The 21,891-nt window shown below is 41.3% G+C and carries 17 protein-coding genes; 8 read left to right on the forward strand and 9 right to left on the reverse strand.

Going from position 1 to position 21,891, the window contains the following annotated elements; translation table 11 throughout:
* The first annotated feature begins 44 nt into the window (after nucleotides 1-44).
* Complete coding sequence (locus C8D84_RS01135) at nucleotides 45-1,520, forward strand: ATP-binding protein (protein WP_087814455.1); 1,476 nt, start codon at nucleotides 45-47, stop codon at nucleotides 1,518-1,520.
* Between the two features lie 47 nt (nucleotides 1,521-1,567).
* On the opposite strand, the gene serS is transcribed toward C8D84_RS01135, so the two are convergent.
* Nucleotides 1,568-2,851 carry a serine--tRNA ligase gene (gene serS / locus C8D84_RS01140; RefSeq protein ID WP_087814454.1) on the reverse strand — a complete coding sequence of 428 codons (1,284 nt, stop codon included), beginning with the start codon at nucleotides 2,849-2,851 and terminating at the stop codon, nucleotides 1,568-1,570.
* Between the two features lie 433 nt (nucleotides 2,852-3,284).
* On the opposite strand from serS, the gene C8D84_RS01145 reads away from it, so the two are divergent.
* Both C8D84_RS01145 and C8D84_RS01150 read left to right on the forward strand, forming a co-directional pair.
* Nucleotides 3,285-3,944, forward strand: a complete 660-nt coding sequence (locus C8D84_RS01145) for a YcxB family protein (RefSeq protein WP_055125130.1) — start codon at nucleotides 3,285-3,287, stop codon at nucleotides 3,942-3,944.
* Between the two features lie 375 nt (nucleotides 3,945-4,319).
* Entirely contained in the window at nucleotides 4,320-4,796 is a 477-nt protein-coding gene (locus C8D84_RS01150) for a Dps family protein (RefSeq protein ID WP_045453127.1), read from the forward strand.
* A 267-nt stretch (nucleotides 4,797-5,063) separates the two neighbouring features.
* Here C8D84_RS01150 and C8D84_RS01155 read toward each other — a convergent pair whose 3' ends face one another.
* The 3 genes from C8D84_RS01155 to C8D84_RS01165 all read right to left on the reverse strand — a co-directional run bounded on the left by C8D84_RS01155 (nucleotide 5,064) and on the right by C8D84_RS01165 (nucleotide 8,071).
* Entirely contained in the window at nucleotides 5,064-5,753 is a 690-nt protein-coding gene (locus C8D84_RS01155; RefSeq protein ID WP_087814453.1) for a DUF2057 family protein, read from the reverse strand.
* Nucleotides 5,754-5,828: 75 nt separating this feature from the next.
* Nucleotides 5,829-6,632 (reverse strand): DnaA regulatory inactivator Hda, encoded by an 804-nt coding sequence (hda, locus tag C8D84_RS01160; protein ID WP_060491634.1) that lies wholly within the window; start codon nucleotides 6,630-6,632, stop codon nucleotides 5,829-5,831.
* A gap of 332 nt (nucleotides 6,633-6,964) precedes the next feature.
* Nucleotides 6,965-8,071 carry an AI-2E family transporter gene (locus C8D84_RS01165; RefSeq protein WP_060491635.1) on the reverse strand — a complete coding sequence of 369 codons (1,107 nt, stop codon included), beginning with the start codon at nucleotides 8,069-8,071 and terminating at the stop codon, nucleotides 6,965-6,967.
* 341 nt (nucleotides 8,072-8,412) lie between these two features.
* Here C8D84_RS01165 and purM point away from each other — a divergent pair, with 341 nt between their 5' ends.
* Nucleotides 8,413-9,462, forward strand: a complete 1,050-nt coding sequence (purM, locus tag C8D84_RS01170) for a phosphoribosylformylglycinamidine cyclo-ligase (protein ID WP_087814452.1) — start codon at nucleotides 8,413-8,415, stop codon at nucleotides 9,460-9,462.
* Entirely contained in the window at nucleotides 9,462-10,169 is a 708-nt protein-coding gene (gene purN / locus C8D84_RS01175; protein WP_087814451.1) for a phosphoribosylglycinamide formyltransferase, read from the forward strand. The genes purM and purN overlap by 1 nt, the downstream gene beginning before the upstream one ends.
* Before the next feature lie 150 nt (nucleotides 10,170-10,319).
* Here the strand turns inward: purN and C8D84_RS01180 are convergent, their stop codons facing one another.
* Both C8D84_RS01180 and C8D84_RS01185 read right to left on the reverse strand, forming a co-directional pair.
* Nucleotides 10,320-11,702, reverse strand: coding sequence for an NAD-dependent succinate-semialdehyde dehydrogenase (locus C8D84_RS01180; protein ID WP_087814450.1), 1,383 nt, complete (start codon nucleotides 11,700-11,702; stop codon nucleotides 10,320-10,322).
* A gap of 417 nt (nucleotides 11,703-12,119) precedes the next feature.
* Nucleotides 12,120-13,109, reverse strand: coding sequence for a LysR family transcriptional regulator (locus tag C8D84_RS01185; RefSeq protein ID WP_045444529.1), 990 nt, complete (start codon nucleotides 13,107-13,109; stop codon nucleotides 12,120-12,122).
* A 690-nt stretch (nucleotides 13,110-13,799) separates the two neighbouring features.
* On the opposite strand from C8D84_RS01185, the gene C8D84_RS01190 reads away from it, so the two are divergent.
* On the forward strand, nucleotides 13,800-15,386 hold the full coding sequence (locus tag C8D84_RS01190; protein WP_087814449.1) for an isocitrate lyase: 1,587 nt from the start codon (nucleotides 13,800-13,802) through the stop codon (nucleotides 15,384-15,386).
* Nucleotides 15,387-15,523: 137 nt separating this feature from the next.
* Here C8D84_RS01190 and C8D84_RS01195 read toward each other — a convergent pair whose 3' ends face one another.
* Nucleotides 15,524-16,669 carry a DUF4349 domain-containing protein gene (locus C8D84_RS01195; RefSeq protein WP_170108248.1) on the reverse strand — a complete coding sequence of 382 codons (1,146 nt, stop codon included), beginning with the start codon at nucleotides 16,667-16,669 and terminating at the stop codon, nucleotides 15,524-15,526.
* Nucleotides 16,670-17,016: 347 nt separating this feature from the next.
* On the opposite strand from C8D84_RS01195, the gene C8D84_RS01200 reads away from it, so the two are divergent.
* The gene (locus C8D84_RS01200; RefSeq protein ID WP_109589393.1) at nucleotides 17,017-18,708 is read left to right on the forward strand and encodes a CYTH and CHAD domain-containing protein; all 1,692 of its coding nucleotides are present in this window, start codon (nucleotides 17,017-17,019) and stop codon (nucleotides 18,706-18,708) included.
* Nucleotides 18,709-19,059: 351 nt separating this feature from the next.
* Here C8D84_RS01200 and C8D84_RS01205 read toward each other — a convergent pair whose 3' ends face one another.
* Complete coding sequence (locus C8D84_RS01205; protein ID WP_109589395.1) at nucleotides 19,060-19,674, reverse strand: nitroreductase family protein; 615 nt, start codon at nucleotides 19,672-19,674, stop codon at nucleotides 19,060-19,062.
* A 214-nt stretch (nucleotides 19,675-19,888) separates the two neighbouring features.
* Nucleotides 19,889-20,428 (reverse strand): L,D-transpeptidase, encoded by a 540-nt coding sequence (locus C8D84_RS01210; protein ID WP_109589397.1) that lies wholly within the window; start codon nucleotides 20,426-20,428, stop codon nucleotides 19,889-19,891.
* A gap of 146 nt (nucleotides 20,429-20,574) precedes the next feature.
* On the opposite strand from C8D84_RS01210, the gene C8D84_RS01215 reads away from it, so the two are divergent.
* Nucleotides 20,575-21,873: a hypothetical protein gene (locus C8D84_RS01215; RefSeq protein WP_109589399.1), complete on the forward strand. Its 1,299-nt coding sequence runs from the start codon at nucleotides 20,575-20,577 to the stop codon at nucleotides 21,871-21,873.
* Nucleotides 21,874-21,891: the final 18 nt, after the last annotated feature.

Here is a 21,891-nt window from a genome sequence, read left to right on the forward strand (position 1 = left end):
TGAAATAAAAGTATTAATATTAAACTTAATAAGGAAGGTTATAAATGGCAAAGCATGATGTACAACTAGTTGCAACTAAAGGTGTGTTTATGGGACTAGCGAAACAAAATATGTTATTTCATCAATGTATTAGCGAGTTAGTCGATAATGCAGTTGCCTCTACTCAACCCTCTAAAAAATTTCGTGTAGAAATTATTTTTCAGCCAGTAGATAATAATAAAATTGGAGTTTATGTTGTTGATAACGGACTAGGAATGTCTCTAGAAATATTGGAAGAAGCTCTTCAACTTGGTAGGACTCCATCTCCTGATTCAGATAGATTACATGAACATGGTTTTGGATTAAAAAATTCCTTGGCTACATTAACTAGAGGTGATGGTTATTGGAAAATATGGACAAAGCAACCTGAAGGAAAAATATCTTCTGTCGAAGGACCATTTGGTCCAACGATGCAGTTAGAAGACAATGATCAATTTCCAGACAATGACTTCCTGCCTGCCGAAATATCAACACTTGTTTATGCAGAAACTACTTTAGAATATATTAGAACAGTACAAGGCAGAGGGGGTCCTACTAATGATTTGATCAAACTTAGAAGATGGTTAATTGAACACTTAGGTGTATTCTATAGAGGCTACTTAGAATTAGACAAAAGCACTGGAGATAATCAAGGAACTATTCAAGTTTCTATCGAAAAGGATAGGATGAGAGTACCTCCTGTTCACGTACCATTTGGTAGATCAGAAATAAAATATTTTGAAGTAGAATTCGGAAGTAAGGTTTATAAGGTTGAATATGAATACGGTACTCTTGATGAAGTAAAATGTGAATCATTAGTTAGTAATAACAAAAACCAATACTACTATCTTAACAATATTCCAACTCAAGGAATTGATATACGGTTAGGCAAAAGAGTACTGGCTACTTCTATGTTTGACCACATATGGAAGACAAAAAATGGTACTTCACAGTTGAATCGCCACAATACATATAATGATTTCGTAGGTGAATTACGTATCCCCAATATTCCTAGAGGTTTCTTAACCACTGTTAATAATAAAACTGATTTTAATCTTGACGACCAAGGTTGGAACAAAATTTTTGAACAATTAAACAACTTTCCGCCACCTAAAGATGTACGTCAAGAAACAGAAAAAGAACTGAAACAGAAGTGGATAGATATGATAAAAGCCACAACTCCAGAAGATGATGTTACAGATGAATATTCTGTTTGGTCAAGTGGTGTGAAAATAGATGTGTACAGAGAAAAAGCAGATGGTAATGTAATTATTTATGAGTTGAAGGTTGGAGATGCTCAGCCGATACATTTATACCAACTAATAATGTATTGGGACGGGTTAGAACTTCAAGAAATAATACCTACGGAAGCAATTCTTTTAGTTGTCAACTACAGTACAAGGATTGAGGATATGGTTAATAAAATAAATAGTAAACTTATCACTCCTTTAGGTAATAGCTATAATATTAGGGTTGAAAAACATTCTGATAGAAATTTATAAACCTAAAGATCAGGTCATTAGTTAGTATAATGACCTGATGTTATTATCTATCTAATCGTCTCAGCACCGCCCATAAACGGACGCAATACTTCTGGAATGGTGATGCTACTATCAGCGTTTTGATGATTTTCCATCACTGCCAATAGTGTACGACCCACTGCCAAGCCTGAACCATTTAGCGTGTGTGCTAAGCTGGTTTGTTTGCCGTCTTTGACACGTGTGCCCATACGGCGCGCTTGGAAGTCACCACAGTTAGAGCAGCTTGAGATTTCACGATAGGTGTCTTGGCTCGGTAACCAGACTTCGATGTCATAAGTCTTTTGTGCTGCAAAGCCCATATCGCCAGTACATAGTTGCACCGTGCGGTATGGTAGGTTCAATTGCTGCAAGATGTATTCGGCCTGCCCTGTCATTGCCTCTAGTAAGTCGTCAGATTGCTCAGCGGTAGCGATGTTAACCATCTCGACTTTTTCAAACTGATGCTGACGGATTAGACCACGAGTATCACGCCCATGAGAGCCCGCCTCACTACGGAAACAAGGCGTATGCGCGGTAAACTTAAGTGGCAGCTCGCTAATATCTAAACGCTCGCCACGTACCAAGTTGGTCATTGGCACTTCGGCCGTAGGAATGAGATAAAAATCCATATCTTCATTGTTTGTGTGATTTTTCAGCTTAAACAAATCATCTTCAAACTTAGGCAGCTGCCCCGTACCTTTGAGGCTGTCTGAATTCACAATATAAGGCACATAGGTCTCAAGATAGCCGTACTTCATGGTATGGGTATTGAGCATAAATTGAATCAACGCGCGATGCATTTGCGCCAACTGTCCTTTTAGCACATTAAAGCGGCTACCAGTCAGCTTGGTCGCTGCTTCAAAGTCGAGCATACCAAGTGTCTCGCCAATATAAGTGTGATCTTGAATTTCAAAATCAAACGTACGAGGCGTGCCCCACTTGCGCACTTCTACGTTATCATCTTCTGACGTACCCACTGGCACATCAGCTGCTGGAATATTTGGAATTTGCATAGCAGCTTTGTTGATACGCTCTTGTAGAGTGCGCAGCTCGTCTTCGGCTGTTTTAATCTCACCGCTGACATTCTGCATCTCAGCCAATAGCTCACTGGCATCTCCGCCTGATTTTTTCAAAGCACCCACTTGCTTAGCACCCGCATTACGGCTCGACTGCAACTCTTCGGTTTTGATCTGCAAAGATTTACGTTCTGACTCAACCATTTGCCAAAAATCTATGTCAAGTGCATAACCACGAGTGGCCAGTTGCTGTTGTAAATCGCTTAAATCGCCGCGTAAGAGTTTTGGATCAATCATAATAGTTGCCTGTAACGCTAGAAGTGAGGAAGAGGTTCGAAAGTGTTATTTTTAAAGATACTGTTTTTAAAGGTGCTGATTTTATCAAAATAAGTGATAGCCGCTATAATACCAAGACACAGCAGATTTGACCATGTTTTGACCTCTGCTGATTGAATTTTCATTTATTACTTTCATTATCCGTAGCCAGTTATATTTGCTTTAAATACATCTCTCAAAGTTCAGCTTACCTCAATAAGCCTCGCCCATCTTTGTTAAAACCATTAATATCACCTCTATCAACGAACAGAGCGGCTTATATGTTTCATTTAGGGGTACTTTTCGGTAAGATAAGCGCATACCTTTTATTCGACTTCTAGCCAAGTACGACGTAGCTGCTACGTTTTGTCGATTTAAACCCAACACTTTCAATACAAGTATTTGAGAAACCTTTATGGCCTTGTACCCCTATACGCTACAACCTGTCGCCTTAAACCTAACTGAGGCAGAATTTCACCAAGCACAATACGAGCTATTTGCCAGTGCCAGCCCTTCTTTCGGTCTAAAAAGCATCAAAATGAAAGAATGGATCATTATGGCGGTAACCGTGGTACTAGCGATCGCAGGGTTGGTTTTTGTCACCGGCTACTCAACCATTATCTTTTGGCTGATGTTAGTTTCAGTCGTCATTTATTTACTAGTTCGTACCCTTGGCTTTAAATGGTATGTCAAAAGAGAGTTTGACAAGCAAGTGGCCGATCAAGAAATGCCAGACGAGATGCGTCAGATGAAATTGGGCGTACAAAAGCATGGCCTCGTCATGGCGATGCCAGTGAACCAGCCTGACACATTTAATAACAACCAAATGCGCGGCATGCAAATGCGAGCAGGCACGACCCAGCAAGCCGTCATTCCATGGTCAGCTGTCAAAAGCTGGGATGAGACGGACGACTATATCTTTATGATGTTTGAGATGAAAGGTCAACAAGGCAGCCAAATTGTGCCAAAACGCTTAGAAGCACAGAAGTTCCCGATCGATACGGTACGTCAGCATTTGCAAGAAGTTATCCCCGTTAAAGGCTTAAATCCTGAAAACTTACAGCCGCCAGCATAAAATAGTAGAAGACTTCTTTATCGCTTACTATATGAGCGATAAAGAAATGATCAATAAAAAATACTTTTTACAAAATCAATCGTAATTATAAATTTATTGAATTTAACTTATCGATGGTGCTCTGCTATTATAATAGCTATCAAAAGCAAGGTGATAATTGCTCTAAATTATATGAATGTATAGTTATGATTTCAGCTTAAGCTGATGCCATTCTATATGGCAGTTTTACCATACTATTTTCTAAGATTGTTACTTTTTAAGGCTGAAAAGCGTTAATATATTAACGAGCATAGTAATGCAGCACACGAGTTGCTACACTTCTCATCTTCTTCATTTAATGTTTTATATCAACACTCAAACTATAAGGATAATATTATGAGTAACGCTACTAATCAAATCGGTCTAGAAAAAGCTGACATGAGCGAAGTCATTGCACAACTAAACAATTTATTATCAACTTATCACGTATTTTATTTAAACGTCCGTGGCTATCACTGGAATGTAAAAGGTGAGCATTTTTTCACCTTGCATCCAAAGTTTGAAGAACTGTATACCGCGCTACAGTTACAAATTGATGAAATCGCTGAACGTATCTTAACTTTGGGCGGCACACCGCTGCATGCTTATAGCGATTTTACTCAGCATACTAGCATTCAAGAAGATAAAAACGTCAAAGATGGCAATGCTTGTGTGAAAGGTGTGGTAACTGGTTTACAAGCTTTAATTACAGAGCAGCGTAAAGTATCTGCTCTAGCAGCAGACAGCGAAGATCAAGGAACAGCTGACCTCGTAGATGCCTATGTACAAGAGCAAGAAAAGCTCATCTGGATGTATAACGCCTTTTTGGGTTAATCATTACTAATTAAACAGTACATCACTAGGGCGTGTCCTCATTTTAAAAATGGTGATAAAAATGAGATAAATTGCAGTTAAACAAGGAAGATAGCGCTGTTAATATCGAGATATTGATAAGCTATTTGACGATGTTTAACAAAATTTAGCCATTTTTAGCCCATTTAGAGAGTAATTGATTGGATTGAGGGCACGCCCTAAAATCTAGATCATAAAAAAGCACCTACTTTAGGTGCTTTTTTTGTGCTTGCTGTTGCTAATGAAACCTTATTTTTGCATCCATTGACGCATTTTTTCGCGCTCAGCAGGCGTGGCTTGTAACCAAATTTGCATAAATTGATCTAAGGTATTAGCAGATGAATTAACGCTAGTGGTTTGCTTAGTAGTCGCTACCGTACCCGTATTCACACTTGGTTGATCTAATGCGGCAATCGCACGCTGATTCTGTAGCTCTGCATCATCTGCCCCGCCAAACACACCGCCGAACGCCTTGCCTAAACCTGACAACAATCCACCTTGATTACCAGCGATACCTTGCTGACTTGCAACCACAGTATTGTTTTTCTCTACTGCCAGTATCGGACGCTTGGCATATTCTTTAGCTGCTGCATACTCTTCTGGCTGATTCGGCATGGTCAGACGATAGGTTTGATTGTCCGCCAATTCTGCCGTCACGCTCACATTACCCGAACGTAAATAATCATGCTCATCACGGCGCAAGTCATATAAGCGATCATACTTCGCAGTAATCGCATGTTGACCTGGCTGAAGCGTGAACTTTTTAGTCAATGGTTGAAAAGCGCTCTGCTGCACTTCTTGCCCATTGATAGCCGTGACTTTGATATGGTCATCAACCAGTAGCGTTACTTCAGCATGCGACAGCATAGAGACAGAGCCTGCACCAATAAGCAACGTGCTGATGGTCAGTTTTTTTAGCAAAGAAGCATTGGATTTCATAAGTGATTCCATTAATAGTGAAAACGTTTTGGCAATAGTAAAAGCGCTTTGGATAAAAGACTTTAGTTTTTAATGCTAAAAATCAAGTGGCATCGTATGTTGATCTTGTTCCGCTGAATCGTTATCTACCTGTGTCTCTTGCGCAATATCAGCAAGCTCTGCTGCTAGTGTCTGCTCATCAATGGTACGCAATGCGTCAGTGATGACTGCTTTGGATATATTGCTACGCCCAAGGTTCGAAAACATCGGCTGAATATAATTGAGTACTTCCATCATCGCACCGATGCGATGCGGTCCTTCAGTAAGCAAATAATCAATAATTCGATCATCAAACTGCCAACCACGCCGACGCAAGATAGATTGTAATAACGCCTGACGGTCGGCTAAGTCATGACCATTAGGTACTTTAAACGTAGGTGCTTGTGCCAAACGAGTCAGCAAATCCCTCAATTGAAAGGGCAAATCACCAGCAGGCTTATTGGCTGCAAACAACAATTGACGCTGACCTTCACGACTGCGGTTAATCAAATGAAATAAGGCTTCTTGCCATTGACTGCTTTGCTCCAGCACCTCTAAATCATCGATCGCAATTAGATCGAAGTTTTCTAGAGAGGAGAGGACGTGCACATCGGTATGAATCAACTCATTGAGTGACAAACAAATCGCTGACTTGTCCATCTCAATAAATGACTCACAGATAGCGGATAATAAGTGCGACTTGCCCGTAGCAGGACTGCCAAATAGGTACAGCTGACCGATCAGGCCGACATGTAGTTGCCGCACTGCATCAATAATCGACATCCAACCAGGACCGGCGAAGTCACTTAGACTTGCATCATGCTTAATGTCCAGATTGAGACTTAGCTGTGCTTCTGCCATGAATCATCAACTCGTTTTGCGTAATGCAATAAATAAAAGGATAAATTATTAATAACTGTCTTTGAGATGCTCTTATACTACCTGATATAAACTTGCTGCGTTAGCATCTCGTTGTTTTAATCGAGAGTATATCTGAGAATCACCTAATCAAAAGTCATCTTGTTAACGACCAACTGGATAACGGCTGATACTGTCAATACTGCGCCTATATATAACATATTTGCAAAATGACTGACAAGTCTTTTACCTATTAAGCCTTATCCATCGCTGTTTATCTCTCACACCATTTACTATTAATTCCCCTTGACTCTATCAATTTAACGATAAAATATTTATCTCTTCTCAAACAATGCCAATTGCTTACGACCTTTATAAAAATCTGTCGAACGATAGTAGATGTATAAATGGCGAAACAGTACATTAAGCACGGCAGACACTGGCAAAGCAATTAGCATACCAACGAAACCCAATAAGCTTGCGCCTGCCAATACGGCAAAAATCACCCAAAGCGGCGATAGACCTATCTTATCACCCAATAGTAACGGCTGTAGAATATAACCTTCTGCGGCTTGCCCAACTAAAAACGCTCCGACGATCAGCGACAAATACGTCCAATTTAGCCCAAACTGGAACAGGCAGGCTATAATGGCAGCGATAAAACCAATGCCAAAACCCAAATAAGGAACAAAGCTAGCAATACCGGCAACCATACCAATAATCAGCCCAAGCTCAAGCCCAATAAGCTGTAATTGCACCGCATAAATAGCACCCAATAATACCATCACCAATAGCTGACCTTTGATAAATGCCATCAATGCAAGGTCACACTCTCGAGCAATCTGAATGACTTTTTCACTATACGCAGCGGGAATTGCCAGCTTCCATGTCTGCAGACGCTGATCCCAATTGAACAAAAAATAAAAGGTTAAAATCGGTACTAGCACAATGAGTCCAGCATTATTAATAAAGTTCATGCTCGATACCAATATTTGGTTCATCATGGTACTGGCATCTTCAAACTTATAATTGGTCTGCATATATTCAACCAATGTCTCAGAAAACCCTTTAGACTCCAACTCTGGCAGATTGATACGACTGTTGTTAACGAACCATTCACGTACGACTTCATTATACCAAGTTAAGACCTTAGGCAGATACTCCCACGCCGCTTGCAACTGATGCCACAAAGTCGGTATCAACCACCAAAGCAGTAACACCATTCCTAAAGTGATGGTGGAGTAGACAATGATAATCGCCACCCAGCGTTTGATATACTTCGATAAGCGTTTGACCAGCGGATTGAACAAGTAAGCCAGTACGAAAGCAAAGACAAACGGTATAATGACTGGCATCATCAAATACAGTAACAATATACCCACCACCATCGCAACGACAATAAATAAGCGCCGAAAAAAAGGATCTATTGGTTGGTTCATCATGACAAGGAATCCTATGATAGGCTGATTTAAGATGGGAGCATAATTGAAAGAAATGATACGTCTTATCGTACAACAACGGTGTAATAGCGAACTGTTATCGACAATAAATTTAGCGTTCTATTATCGCAGAGTACAGCAAAAAATCCGTCATTTTTTGTTTCTTAACTTTTTATTTCCCACTTAAAGTCAGTCTTCGTGAAATATCCGCCAAATATCCGCAAGTTGCTTTGCGAGTAAGGGTCATTTTTGGGTATAATGCGCGCACTATATTCAGAATTAACACGACCAACTCGATTTTCTACTGACAGACCTTCATTCCCTATAAAATTTGTGAGATGACCATGAGTAACAAGCCTTCTTTAAGCTACAAAGATGCTGGTGTTGATATTGATGCTGGCGATGCGTTGGTACAACGTATTAAATCAGTGGCAAAAGCCACCTCTCGTCCTGAGGTTGTGGGCGGACTTGGCGGCTTTGGAGCGCTTTGTCGTATACCAACTGGTTACACCTCTCCTCTACTCGTGTCGGGCACTGACGGCGTCGGTACTAAGCTCAAGCTGGCGTTACAGCTAAACCGTCACGACACGATCGGTATCGACTTGGTCGCCATGTGCGTCAACGATTTATTGGTTTGCGGTGCAGAGCCATTATTTTTCTTAGACTATTATGCAACTGGCAAGCTTGATATTGATGTAGCAGCGACTGTGGTCACTGGTATTGGTGAAGGCTGTAAGCTATCAAACTGTGCTCTGATCGGCGGCGAAACGGCTGAGATGCCAGGTATGTATCAAGACGACGATTATGACTTGGCAGGCTTTTGTGTCGGTGTGGTTGAAGAAGCGGAAGTCATCACTGGCGAAAATGTCGCGGAAGGCGATGTATTGATCGCTCTTGCCTCAAGTGGTGCACACTCAAACGGTTATTCATTGGTGCGTAAAGTCATCGAAGTTAGCGGCATTGATGTGACTACTAGCGATGAGCAACTAGATGGTCAGCCTATACAAGACGCGTTAATGGCCCCTACTCGCATCTATGTTAAAGCGATTAAAGCGCTACAAGATACTCTTGGTAGCTCAGCGCTGCATGCAATGTCACACATCACTGGTGGCGGCTTGACCGATAATTTACCACGTGTATTACCAGAGAATTTAGCTGCTAGTATTGATACGGCTAGCTGGCAGTTCTCAGAGCTATTCACTTGGCTACAAACCCAAGGAAATATTGAACAAAGCGAGATGTACCGCACCTTTAACTGCGGCGTTGGTTTTGTCATTGTCGTGCCTAAAGATAAAGCTGAAGCGGCTATCAATACATTGAATGATGCTGGCGAAAAAGCTTGGCAATTAGGCGAAATGGTGAAGCGCGAAGCGGATGCTGTGGTGTACCGTTAATGTCAGAAATATCGCTAATATCAACCAATATACGCCAAGACAGTAAGCCTTTGCGCATTGCTGTCTTGGTATCTGGTAGTGGTAGCAACTTGCAAGTACTGATAGATGCCATGCAAGCTGGCGCACTGCCGATTGAGATTGTTGGCGTCATTAGTAACCGTGAGGATGCTTATGCCATCACCCGTGCAAAAGACGCTGACATTCCTGTGGCAGTATTGTCACATGTTGCTAGCGGCAAACGCATGGGAATCAAGACCTTTGAGAATCATGCCAGCAGCCAACTAGCCTTATGGCAACCAGATCTCATTGTGTTAGCTGGTTTTATGCGTGTCTTGAGTGCAGATTTTATCGATAATGCACCAGCGCCGATGATTAATCTGCACCCCTCTTTACTACCTATCTATAAAGGCCTTGATACCCATCAGCGTGCGATACAAGCAGGTGAGCGACATCATGGCTGTAGTATTCATGTCGTCACCGCTGAGCTTGACGCGGGTACTGTTTTGACCCAAGCGCTGTTAGAGATACATCAAAGAGACACTGCCGATAGCTTGCAAGCACGCGTGCAAAAGCTTGAGCATCAATTGCTCCCTTGGACGATTTTATTATTGGCCAAAGGCGCACTCTCGCTAGACCATGCTCAAGCAGCCAATCAACAAAGTATGTCTTTACCAACGCTACCATTAAAACTATATTTGAACGACTGAGTAAGTAGCGACAGTCACAAATTATCAGGCACCAACTATCAAGCTTAAACTCTTTGCATAAAAAAGCCCAGTCACTCAATGAATGACTGGGCTTTCTAATAGCTACCTTTAAAATCTTCTAAAGCATATTAATCCCGAAGACGTCAGCTATTATTGACTTTTATGAACATGTAGCCCTTTAATATTTACAAATTCTTTGATACCAAAACCGCCATGCTCGCGACCATGACCTGAGTTTTTCACTCCACCAAATGGCAACGCTGGATTTGCAAGACCGTAACCATTGATGTAGACCATGCCCGTATCAAACTCTTCACGCGCTAGGCGAATGGCTTTGTCTTCGTCTTTAGAGAAGATAGCACCGCCCAAACCGTAGCGACTGTCATTGGCAATGCGTAATGCATCATCTTGGTCTTTGGCTCGTATTAATGAGGCGACAGGACCAAATAATTCGTCATCATAGGCAGGTTGACCTTTTTCGACATTCTCCAAGATAGTTGCTGGATAAAAACTGCCTTTGCCTTCTGGCAATTGACCACCAACAGCAATCGTTGCGCCTTTTGCCACACTATCTTCTACTTGCTCATGCAATTTTTCTTGTAAATCTTTACGAGCTAATGGACCAAGATCAGAGGCATCATCCATCGGATCGCCAGATTTAGCGTCTGCAAACTTTTTGACAATGCGTTCACGGAAATCATTGTATAAGCTATCAACGATGATAAAGCGCTTAGCGGCGACACAAGTTTCACCATTATTAATGAGACGCGCTTGGGTACAAGTTTCTACCGCTAACTCTACATCAGCATCTTCTAAGACAATAAAAGCATCGTTTGAGCCTAATTCTAGCACCACCTTTTTAATGGCTTTTGCTGCTTGCTGACCCACAATGCTACCAGCGCCGTCGCTACCTGTCAGTGTGACACCGCGCACTTTGTCATGACCGATTAATGCTTCTGATTGGTCGTGATCGATTAAAATCGTACGGAATAAATCGTTTGGTAACTCTGACTCATGGAAGATATTTTCGATTAACAAGCCTGAACCAGTCACGTTTGACGCGTGCTTGAGTAAAATACTATTACCTGCCATCAAATTTGCAATGGTATAACGGAATACTTGGTAAGCAGGAAAGTTCCATGGCTGCATGCCATAAATGACACCGATAGGCTGATAAGTCACAATACCTTTCTTCAAGCCTTCAATATCACGTTCATCATCAGCAAGTGCAGCCACCCCTTTTTCTGCGGTATAGTCGCAAATTGCTTTACACAAATCTATTTCTTGCAAACTCTGACTATAGAGCTTACCACGCTCCTCAGTCATGAGTTTAGACAACTCTTCTTTGTACTTGAGCAATGTCTCACCGATAGAATTGATGACTTTTGCACGCGCTTCGTGGCTGGTTTTACGCCACTCAGTAAATGCTTGGTGCGAGGATTCAACAATCTTGTTCACCTCGTCATTACTCATGTAATCGTATTCTTTGATCGCTTCACCCGTTGCTGGGTTTATAGTAGTAATATCTGCCATGATTATTATCCTTATTTATTCAACTATTTTATTGGTTTAAAATTGATCGCTTCAATATCTGAAATCTTAGAAACGCATAAACCTTAGAAACACATAAACCAAGAATGGTCATTTTTATGAACGCATATGATTAAATTGGACAACCTCATCAACGATTTTATGAAATCCGATACTGTCGTATAACTTAACAATAGGCTATGTATTTGTCTTTTTTCTTAAGTGGGATTTATCATAGCAAAATGTACAACGAGTAGTTTTACAAGTTATAAAGAAGTGTTCGTAAGATGTTAAGAATGTGACTGACTGATTTATTGGGTCGAAATATTGGACGAGATTTTTCAGTAAAATTACGCCAATAAAAAACCAGCGCTTGGGCTGGTTTAATAAATAAGCAATCGATAACCAAAAACAAATGGCTTAAAACAAATGATTCATCACAGGAATTTCTTGGGGTGGATTCTCTTCTTCGTCAACAATTTGACGAGCCACATGCATGATAAGCTGACGCAACCAACGATGGGCGGGATGATGCTGCAACAAAGGCGACCACGCCATCGTTAGCTCAAATTCAGGGATAAAAAATGGTGGCTCGACCATCATGATACTATCGTTATTAGCCTGCATTTTTGCTACACGCGTAGGCAAAGTTGCAACCAAATCTTTATTGGCTGCAAGCATGGCTGGCATTTGATAGTGGCGGGTAAAAACACTGATTTGACGTTTTTGACCTAAACGTTGCAGTGCTTGATCAATTGAACCTAGGCCACCAGATTTTTCTGGATTGACACCAAATCCCACACCCATACCAGTTTTAGAGACCCAAACGTGCTGCGCCTTAAGATAATTTTTGAGATTAAAGCGATGAGCATAGGGACTGTCAGAGGACAATAGGCAGCTAAAGGTATCACGCCAGACCAAAACTTGGTGGAAACTTTGCGGAATTTCATTAAAGCGGTTGATCGCCAAGTCCACTCGCCCCTGCTCCATATCACGATATGAGACGTCCGATGGCGTTAAGAAATCTAAGATGACATTTGGTGCCTCTGAGCGCAATGCTTTGACCAATTTTGGTACCAATGTCGCTTCAGCATAGTCTGAGGTCATGATACGAAAAACGCGCGAGGTACTATAAGGACGAAACTCTGTGCGTGGCTCTAATACTTGTGTCAAATCTGCCAGTATTTCACGGATACGAGGCTGTAACTCCAAAGCGCGTTCAGTCGGCGTCATGCCTTCGGATGAGCGTACCAGCAACGGATCATTAAATAGCTTACGCAGCCGGCGCAAAATATTACTCATAGCAGGTTGGGTAATGCCAAGCTGCTCAGCTGCACGAGTGACGTTTTTTTCTCGTAGCAACACATCTAGATGTACCAATAAATTTAAATCTACCCGCTGCAAATTCATATATGTCTCTTTACCTTAAAATAAATACCACTACAAACGCGGCGTTTTTTGCCCTGTTATTTAGTATAAATCATCTATGACAGCATGAAATAAGGACAATTTTATATTAATTATTTTGATATACGCTTATTATAACTGAAATCATTCATCATAAGTCATTGTTTTATATATACTATCATAAAATTAAATACCCAAGATAATAATCATAAACTAGATAAATCAAGGCAACCTAGCTATAGTGGCTAGCAAGCGCTTAATCAGTCCTTGTCTAATGTTAGGCAGTCGCCGTGCGTTTTGATGGATTGACTACCACAGGTATTTTATCGCATTTTCATGCAGAAATACGGACATAACCTTTATTACGCAAACTTAATTTTTTGCTCTCATTTGTTTTTAAGCTTGAATGAGTAGTTGGCACTTTTTAGGGCAATAAGCACTTTAACAGTCAAAAAAGACTTATAAAAAAGCGCATTCAACCTAAAACGAAAGACCCAATAATAAAAGCTGACCAATTCGACAGGTTTCATTTGCTTTTATCATAATTTTCTTATAGTTTAGTAGAGATTGCTAACGCACAAGGTTTATATTTTAGATTTTTACTTCTGCCAGCATCTTTCTACATATATCAAAATTACCTCAATACTTGTAATTTTCTAAGTTACTAATTTTCACCACCCCAAGGAGACATAGATGTCAACTGCATATAAATCAGCGATCGACTTAGTACGTGAATTAAAGCAAAAGCACGGTAACTGGCAGAATATCAGCGAAACCGATGCGGCACGTATGATGTCACAAAACCGTTTTAAAACGGGCTTAGATATCGCCAAATATACTGCAAAAATCATGCGTCAAGACATGGAAGACTATGACAATGATACGTCTCAGTACACGCAGTCTTTAGGTGCATGGCATGGTTTTGTGGCTCAACAAACTATGTACGCTAAGAAAAAATATTTCGGTACTACAGCAAAAACTTACATCTACCTATCAGGTTGGATGGTTGCAGCCCTTCGCTCTGAGTTTGGTCCTCTTCCTGACCAATCTATGCATGAAAAAACCTCTGTACCTAAGCTAATCGAAGAAATCTACACCTTCTTACGTCAAGCTGATGCTAAAGTATTGAACGACTACTTCCGTGAGCTAAACGCTGCAGAAGAAGCGGGTCAAGATACCTCAGCCATCCTAGAAAAAATCGAAAACTTTGATTCACATGTTGTGCCAATCATTGCTGACATCGATGCAGGTTTCGGTAACGAAGAAGCCACTTACTTGCTAACTAAGCAAATGATCGAAGCTGGTGCTTGTGCTATTCAGGTTGAAAACCAAGTATCTGACGCGAAGCAATGTGGTCACCAAGCGGGTAAAGTCACTGTACCGCATGAAGACTATATCGCAAAAATCAACGCTATTCGTTATGCATTCTTAGAGCTTGGTGTTGAAGACGGCGTTATCGTTGCTCGTACTGACTCTGAAGGCGCGTCACTAACGCAAAAAATCCCAGTATCAAATGAGCCAGGCGACCTTGCTTCTCAGTACATCGATTTTATCGAGATGGAAGAAGTCACGCTAGAAAACGCCAAAGAGAACGACAGCTTGCTTAAGCATAACGGCAAACTAGTACGTCCAGTTCGTCTTCAAAATGGTCTATATCAATTCCGTGAAGAAACGAACATCGACCGTGTCGTACTTGACTGTGTAACGGCTCTAGAAAATGGCGCAGATCTACTATGGATCGAAACACCGACTCCAGACGTCGCACACATCAAAATGATGGTTGATCGTATTAAAGAGCAACAGCCAAAAGCCAAGCTTGTATACAATAACAGCCCATCATTCAACTGGACACTGAACTTCCGTAAGCAAATCATCGCTCAGTGGGAAGAAGAAGGCAAAGACCTATCTGCCTACAATAAAGATGACTTGATGAGTGCTGATTACGATGGTACTGAACTTGATACAGCAGCTGACGAAGCGGCTAGAAACTTCCAACGTGATGCATCACGTGAAGCAGGTGTATTCCATCACTTAATCACGCTACCTACTTATCACACCACTGCGCTTAGCGTGCATGAGCTTGCTAAAGGCTACTTCGGTGAAGATGGTATGCTTGCTTATGCTGCTGGCGTACAACGTAAAGAAATCCGTGAAGGCATCGCTTGTGTGAAGCACCAAGCAATGGCTGGCTCTGACCTTGGCGATGATCACAAAGAGATCTTCTCAGGTGAAAACGCCCTTAAAGCTGGCGGCGGCAAGAACACGATGAACCAGTTCTAATCACCGACCACTTATAAGTACATCTCGTAAGTACCAGTTATAGAGAAAGCCGTCCTATCTTGTAGGGCGGCTTTTTTATGTCTGCTTATTTGCACTCTATTATTGTAAGATTTTGAGCATTGTGAGCTTGTTAATTCTTAATTTGTGTGGTTATTATCCTTACTATCAGCCTCTTTCATATTATTGCTATTATCCTCTTCCTGACTACTCTGTATACCGACTGAATCGTGACTTTTTGGATTTTCACCCATCAGCTCACGCTTCATATTTTTTATACGGGGATCATGTTTAAAAAATTTACGATAGATTGACTTTATCATTCTGTAAATTAGATAAAAAATACCGCCAAGTACAAGCAGCCACCACAGTTGTATCAATCCAAGCGCTACTGATCTAAGTATCTCCCAGCCATCTTTAAATGCTTGACCCACTTGACTACTAAAACTTGGCTGCTCAGCATCTAATAGCACATCCAGATTTTGTGTGGTTTCTTTATAACTGATATCTGGCTGCATAAAGGTCAGGTTAATGGTGCTATATTGAACTTTATCAGCAATAGCCAGTTGCTCAAGCTTGGCAAGCTCTTGCTGACGACGTGCCGCATAAGTCGCGGTAATAGCATCAACATTGCTACTTTGGTCTTTATCATTTTTACTATTGAGGCGTTCTTGGCTAAGCTCGCTTGCCATATCACTATTTAACTGGCTCGCTAGCTGTTCACGATAAATATCTAATGTCACATCTTGAGCACTAAACTGCTGCCCATTTAAAAATGCGACTTGCTGTTGTAATTGCGCTAGGAACTTACTGACATTGGCGCGAGGAATACGAACCGTCATGTCAGCTTGACGAGTGTAGGTTGTAATTGTGATATTTTTATTGCCTTGTACAAAGGTTCGGCTATCACGAGGATGATTGCTAATATTGCTAAGTGCCACATAACCAGCCTGTTGCCGTGTCAAACTCTCAATAGCATCACTAGTTTTGACAACATCTTCAACTTTAAAATCAGCACTAGCAGTTATCAATAGCGCTTTGCCCGCAATTTTAATGTCTGCTGCCTGACTACCAAGGGTCTGTTCACTAGTGCTCGATAGGTTTGCAACCTCTAAATCATCAGCGTTAGAGGCATTATCAGCTGCCACATCGGACATGATGCCAACCATCTCCCCTTCTGTAGCGTCTGCAACTTCTTCGGTTGCCACCTCTGTCAGATCTGCGCTGCTTTCTGCATATTCAGAAGAGCTATCGCAGCCGCCTATCAATAAAACAGACCCAAGCATTATTGGTAGACATAAAACTGATGGAAACAAGGCTTTAGACAGTAATATTGCATGAGACTGCTGCGTGTCATACTTCTTTTGATTGCATCGCGTCATTATTTTATAATCCGGCATTTTATGAGATATGATAAATATATTGGATAAAAATATTTTAGCTTCTATTATAAAGCCAACCACCTTTATCCTACTTTTGTTTAATAATTAACGTTAATTATAATGATTACTTACTAAAAGTATATCTCTAATATTGGCTCAGATTATTTATAGAAAAAATTTTGCTTGTTATTCGCTGATAGCTTTCATACGATGGTAGTCATTCAAATTTATTAAAATAATCGGGAGCCATCATGCAAGAGATAGAGCTAAAGTTTTTGGTACCAGAGTCGCGACTGAAAGGTTTGATGCGCCAAGCACGAGTCAAGTCTTCTGAGGTGACACAACTGGCTGCCCATTATTATGATACCCCAGACCAACAGCTTGCAGAGGCAGGCATTGGCTTGCGTATTCGTAAAGAAGGCGATGCTTGGGTACAGACCATCAAAGCGGGCGGCGATGGCATTGCAGCACGCCTAGAGCATAATGCGGTACTGGATAATGAACAAGTACAAGCGATGCTCGATAATAATACGCTCATGCCTGATTTAACCATTTATAAAAACACCTCTGTCGCCCCTGCCCTAGCTGAATTTAAGCTAAAAAAACTGGCTAAAAATCTCACACGGTTATATGTGACCGATGTAGAGCGCACCACACGATTGCTAGTGGATGATAGTGGTAGTGATGGTGATGCAAATAACCATGTCGAGATGGCGTACGATTATGGAGAAATTATTCACGGTAATGATGATACTCAGCGTGATGCTATTCAAGAGATTGAGTTTGAGCTGATATCAGGAGATATCGATTTTTTATTTGCAACCGCCAAAACTTGGTGTAAGCGCTACAAGCTTTGTTTGTCTACGGTGACAAAAGCTGAGCGCGGTGGTTTACTCATCACAGAACAGCAGCATAGTCCAGCTGTCCACGCTGACCTTGATCAGCTAAATATCGATAAGAAAATCAGTATGCCTGCCTTTGTGCGAGCAGCGGTACACAACTGTCTGTTGCAAATACTGCCCAATAGCAGCGCTATCGTCGCTGGCAGCGAAGACGATGACCATGCATTACAACTATACATTGGTATTACCCGCTTACAAGCTGCCCTACAAGCATTTGCCAGCTATTCTGACGAAATCAATCCAGACTGGCTGCCGATACTGAAACAAACAGCCATGTTATTGAATGAATATCGAGAGCTTGCCCATCTTGCCTCACATATAGAGCCTGACTTACAGCAGCATGGTGCACCTACTGTCGATTGGGCAACAGATATGGATGCGCTGAAGATTACTCCGAAAGATGCCATCAGTGCCAACGATTTTCAGCTGACTTTACTTGAGCTGATCGCCTTTACAATGAGCGACCCAAGCCTTGAACCACAGGCTGATCAACTCGCCATCGATAAACTGGCAAAAACCTTATCCAAACAGCAGGCAAAGCTTGGCAAGGCAGTACAAGAGCTACAGAGTAAAAAAGACCTTGGCTCAAATAACATTAATATAGAAAGCAATGATTTAAAAGATGATGATTTACAAAGTGTTGACTTAGACGATAGTGACTTAGAAAACGTAGATTCAAAAAGTGACGATATAGAAAATATTGATCTAGACGATAATAATGCAGAGCATGAGCTGCATGAGCAGTTAACCACCTTACTTTATATCAGTGAGTTTGCCACGCCATTATTAGATAAGAAAAAATCAAAAAAGAAAAAAGCCAAGAAGGAAAGCAAACGCTGGCTAAAATACTTAGCAAAAGCACAAAAGACTTTGAATAAATATCATCATCATAAAATGTACCAACAGCGCTATCAATTAAAGTCGAAGACAGATAGCAGTGCATTGTATGGCGCTGGGTGGTTTGCAGCCATGCTAGTGAGAGACCTTAAGCGCACAGAAAAACGCTTGGCTAAAGTGGCAGACAGCTCAGTATTTCGGTAAAAAGGCTCTTATAGTCATTCCACTATAAAAGTATTATAGCGTTAACCTCACTTGAAGTATCACATATACATCTACACTCGGTTGCCTTGTACTACTTTTAAATTGAATCGACTGTAGCAGCATGAACCATGCTTAAAATAAGCCAAGCTTAGAATAAAAAAGACAGCTCACTTTATATGGGCTGTCTTTTTTTAAGCGCTTGCTTTGAGGTGCTTTTTTTAATTGAATGCTTAAACTCAGCCATTTGAAAAACGTAATACTTCAACTGAGTTAAGCATATTTCAAAAATCACTATCCGTTTTCTACATCTAGCGCGTTTATAAGCCTAAGTATTTTATAAGCTTAAGTATTTTATAAACCTAGCACTTTCATACGCTCACTAACTGGCTGATACGTTTTCTCGCCAGCAGGCGCAACAATGTTGCCAAATGGCATTTGTGCCACCAATTCCCAACTATCTGGGATGGCAAAAGCCTTAGCTGCGTCTTCATCCACAAGCGGATTGTAGTGCTGTAGGTTGGCACCAACATTTAAAGTACGTAGCTCAGTCCACATCGCATACTGATGCATGGCTGAGGTTTGCTGAGCCCAAACTGGAAATCTATCTGCATATAACGCAAACTGCTCTTGCAGTGACTGAGTCACGTTTTTATCTTCATAAAACAGCACCGTACCCGCCGCCGCACGGAAGCCATCTAGTTTTTGCTTAGTCCCAGAAAAGTCGCCATCGCCGACGGCTACACGCAGTTTTTCTTCAGCGATGTCCCATAATTTCTGGTGCTCGGCACCAAACAGTACGACCAAGCGCGAAGATTGTGAATTAAAAGCAGAAGGCGTATGTAATAAAACACGCTCTGCCATATTCACAATTGCTTGTGGCTCTACTGGCAGCTCATTGCCTAAAGCATATATTGACCGGCGTTCATCAAAGGCTTGTTGTAAAGTGACTAGGGTTTCTTTAGACATCGATATTATCCTTATAATTATCATAAAATATAGGTCAAACGAGCCATGTTTAGCATGACAAGTCGATCATTCATAAGCAAGCTATTATATCAATATACTAAATAATATCCACAATTTATAAAGTTTATTTTATCAATCACTCTATAACATTATTCTGTTTTACTTAGGGCATGTCCTGAGCCTGAACGAAAGTACCTAAATGGGCTAAAAATGGTTAATGAGCAACAATCGTCACCGATATGGCCTCTGCAATTTGGTCGAACAATTCAATAATATCCTCATTACGCATACGTATACAACCATGCGAGAGTGGCACACCCATCGGTTCACTGTCTGGCGTACCATGAATGTAGATATAACGCTGATAAGTATCGCAGCCACCTTGACTATTACTGCCTTTATTAAAGCCCTCTTCCACACCACTTAGCCAAAGAATACGGCTTAATATCCAATCGCGTTCAGGATGTCGTTCACCAAGCTCAGCACTATATCTCTCGCCTGTAGGGACGCGTCCGATGAACACGGCATTTATGGGTTCATTTGCGCCAATTTTTTTGGCGATAAAGTGTTTGCCAAGAGGTGTACAGCCGCTATCTTGCTGACTGCCAATGCCATTTTTGGCGGTAGATACCGTATATTGAGTAATTTCTTTATCGTGTTGGTAGAGCGTTAATGTTTGCTTAGCAATATTGACCACCAACTGCACATCAGAACTTTCGTTAAATTGTTCGTTATAGCTTTCGTTATTTTTCATAGAATGTTTCCAACGGTCATTTACCCAATAGATATCATTATTGACCGCGTGATAAGTAAGTTGATTGATTTTTTCTATTATTAAGGGATTGTATCAAGGCTTTTGGCACCGTAATATAGGGGCACACTTTTTGATGCTAGCAGATTATGACGACTATTTCACCGACACGTGTGTCGATGTATGATTTTCTCTATCAAGATACCAAGCCAATGGTATCTTTATTGGCAGATGCCGCCAAGCTTTCATTACCACAAGCTCGATTGGCAATGGATGCCAGTTTGCAGGCCATTATCAGTGCCTTGCTTGCTTACCAGCAGCACAATGACGGACAAGCTGTGAGCAAAAAGCTATTTAGTCGCGGCGCTGTTAAAGAGCTACGCCAATATAATTCGATGAATTTTTCGACCATGAATGCGACGTTATATCACCGCCATGAAGCGGCGGATGCGATATTTTATGATAATGCTCGCGTGATTAAAGCGAGTGACTATATTGCTCAGCAGATTGACGCAACAACGCAGCAAGTACAGATACTCCTCACATCTCTATGCGTGATTGTCTTACGTGAACTGGCTATTTTAGCTGACTATAGCCAACTTGATAACGACGAGATGGATAAGTGGTTCGCTTTACAGCCACAGTTTTTATCAGCTGCTCGCTTTGCCATCAATGAGCCAGCGTCTGTCTCTGTTAAATTGAATGAGGTAAATGAAGATAACAGTCTAGTCGCAGCATCAGAGATCAATTTAGACTCGACATTAAAAACAAAATCAGCAGCTGAATCCGACAACAATCCTAATACAGAACGTGCCTTATTAAGTACAGAGCAGCTCGCTGACACCCCACCAGCGTTCAATCCTTACTGGCATGAATTGACGACATTCAAGCCTGAAAATCAACAGCCTGTGCAAGATATGCAGTTGGCAACTGGTAATTATTTAAAAGCCATTGGGCGCTCACCTGATAACTTGCAGCAAGGTCGCCATAACGACATGCTAGTCTTTACAGAAATGCAAGCCATTGCCTTGCCACACCAACGCTGGCTATTACAGCTCGCCAAAATCTCAGATATCTATCTCAGTCGTAATCGCCTACGTATTACCTCCGAACCTGCCAGCGCACCCAAACCGCCTTTGGTAAGCTTAGGTTTAATTGGTGGTAATAACGACAATACGCCGACCACCACCAGCGAAAAGCCCATTGAATACGAGGCATCCATACCCCTCTGGAAAAATCCGGTTATCCTGATTATTATTGCTGTCATCGGAGTGCTTGGCGGGCTTGCAGCGCTCAAGTATCAAAGCCAAAAATCTGACGGTGTGTTACTGGCGACAGAAGAGGTCATAGAACAAGATATTATCGAAGAACGTCAACAGCAGGATGTGGCTATTGTCATGGTTGACGATGAGGAGCCTGATGATAAAGAAACAAAAGCGGCTCAATGATAAATAAAAGCTCTGAAT

The organism is Psychrobacter immobilis (genome assembly GCF_003148585.1).
GTDB lineage: Bacteria > Pseudomonadota > Gammaproteobacteria > Pseudomonadales > Moraxellaceae > Psychrobacter > Psychrobacter immobilis.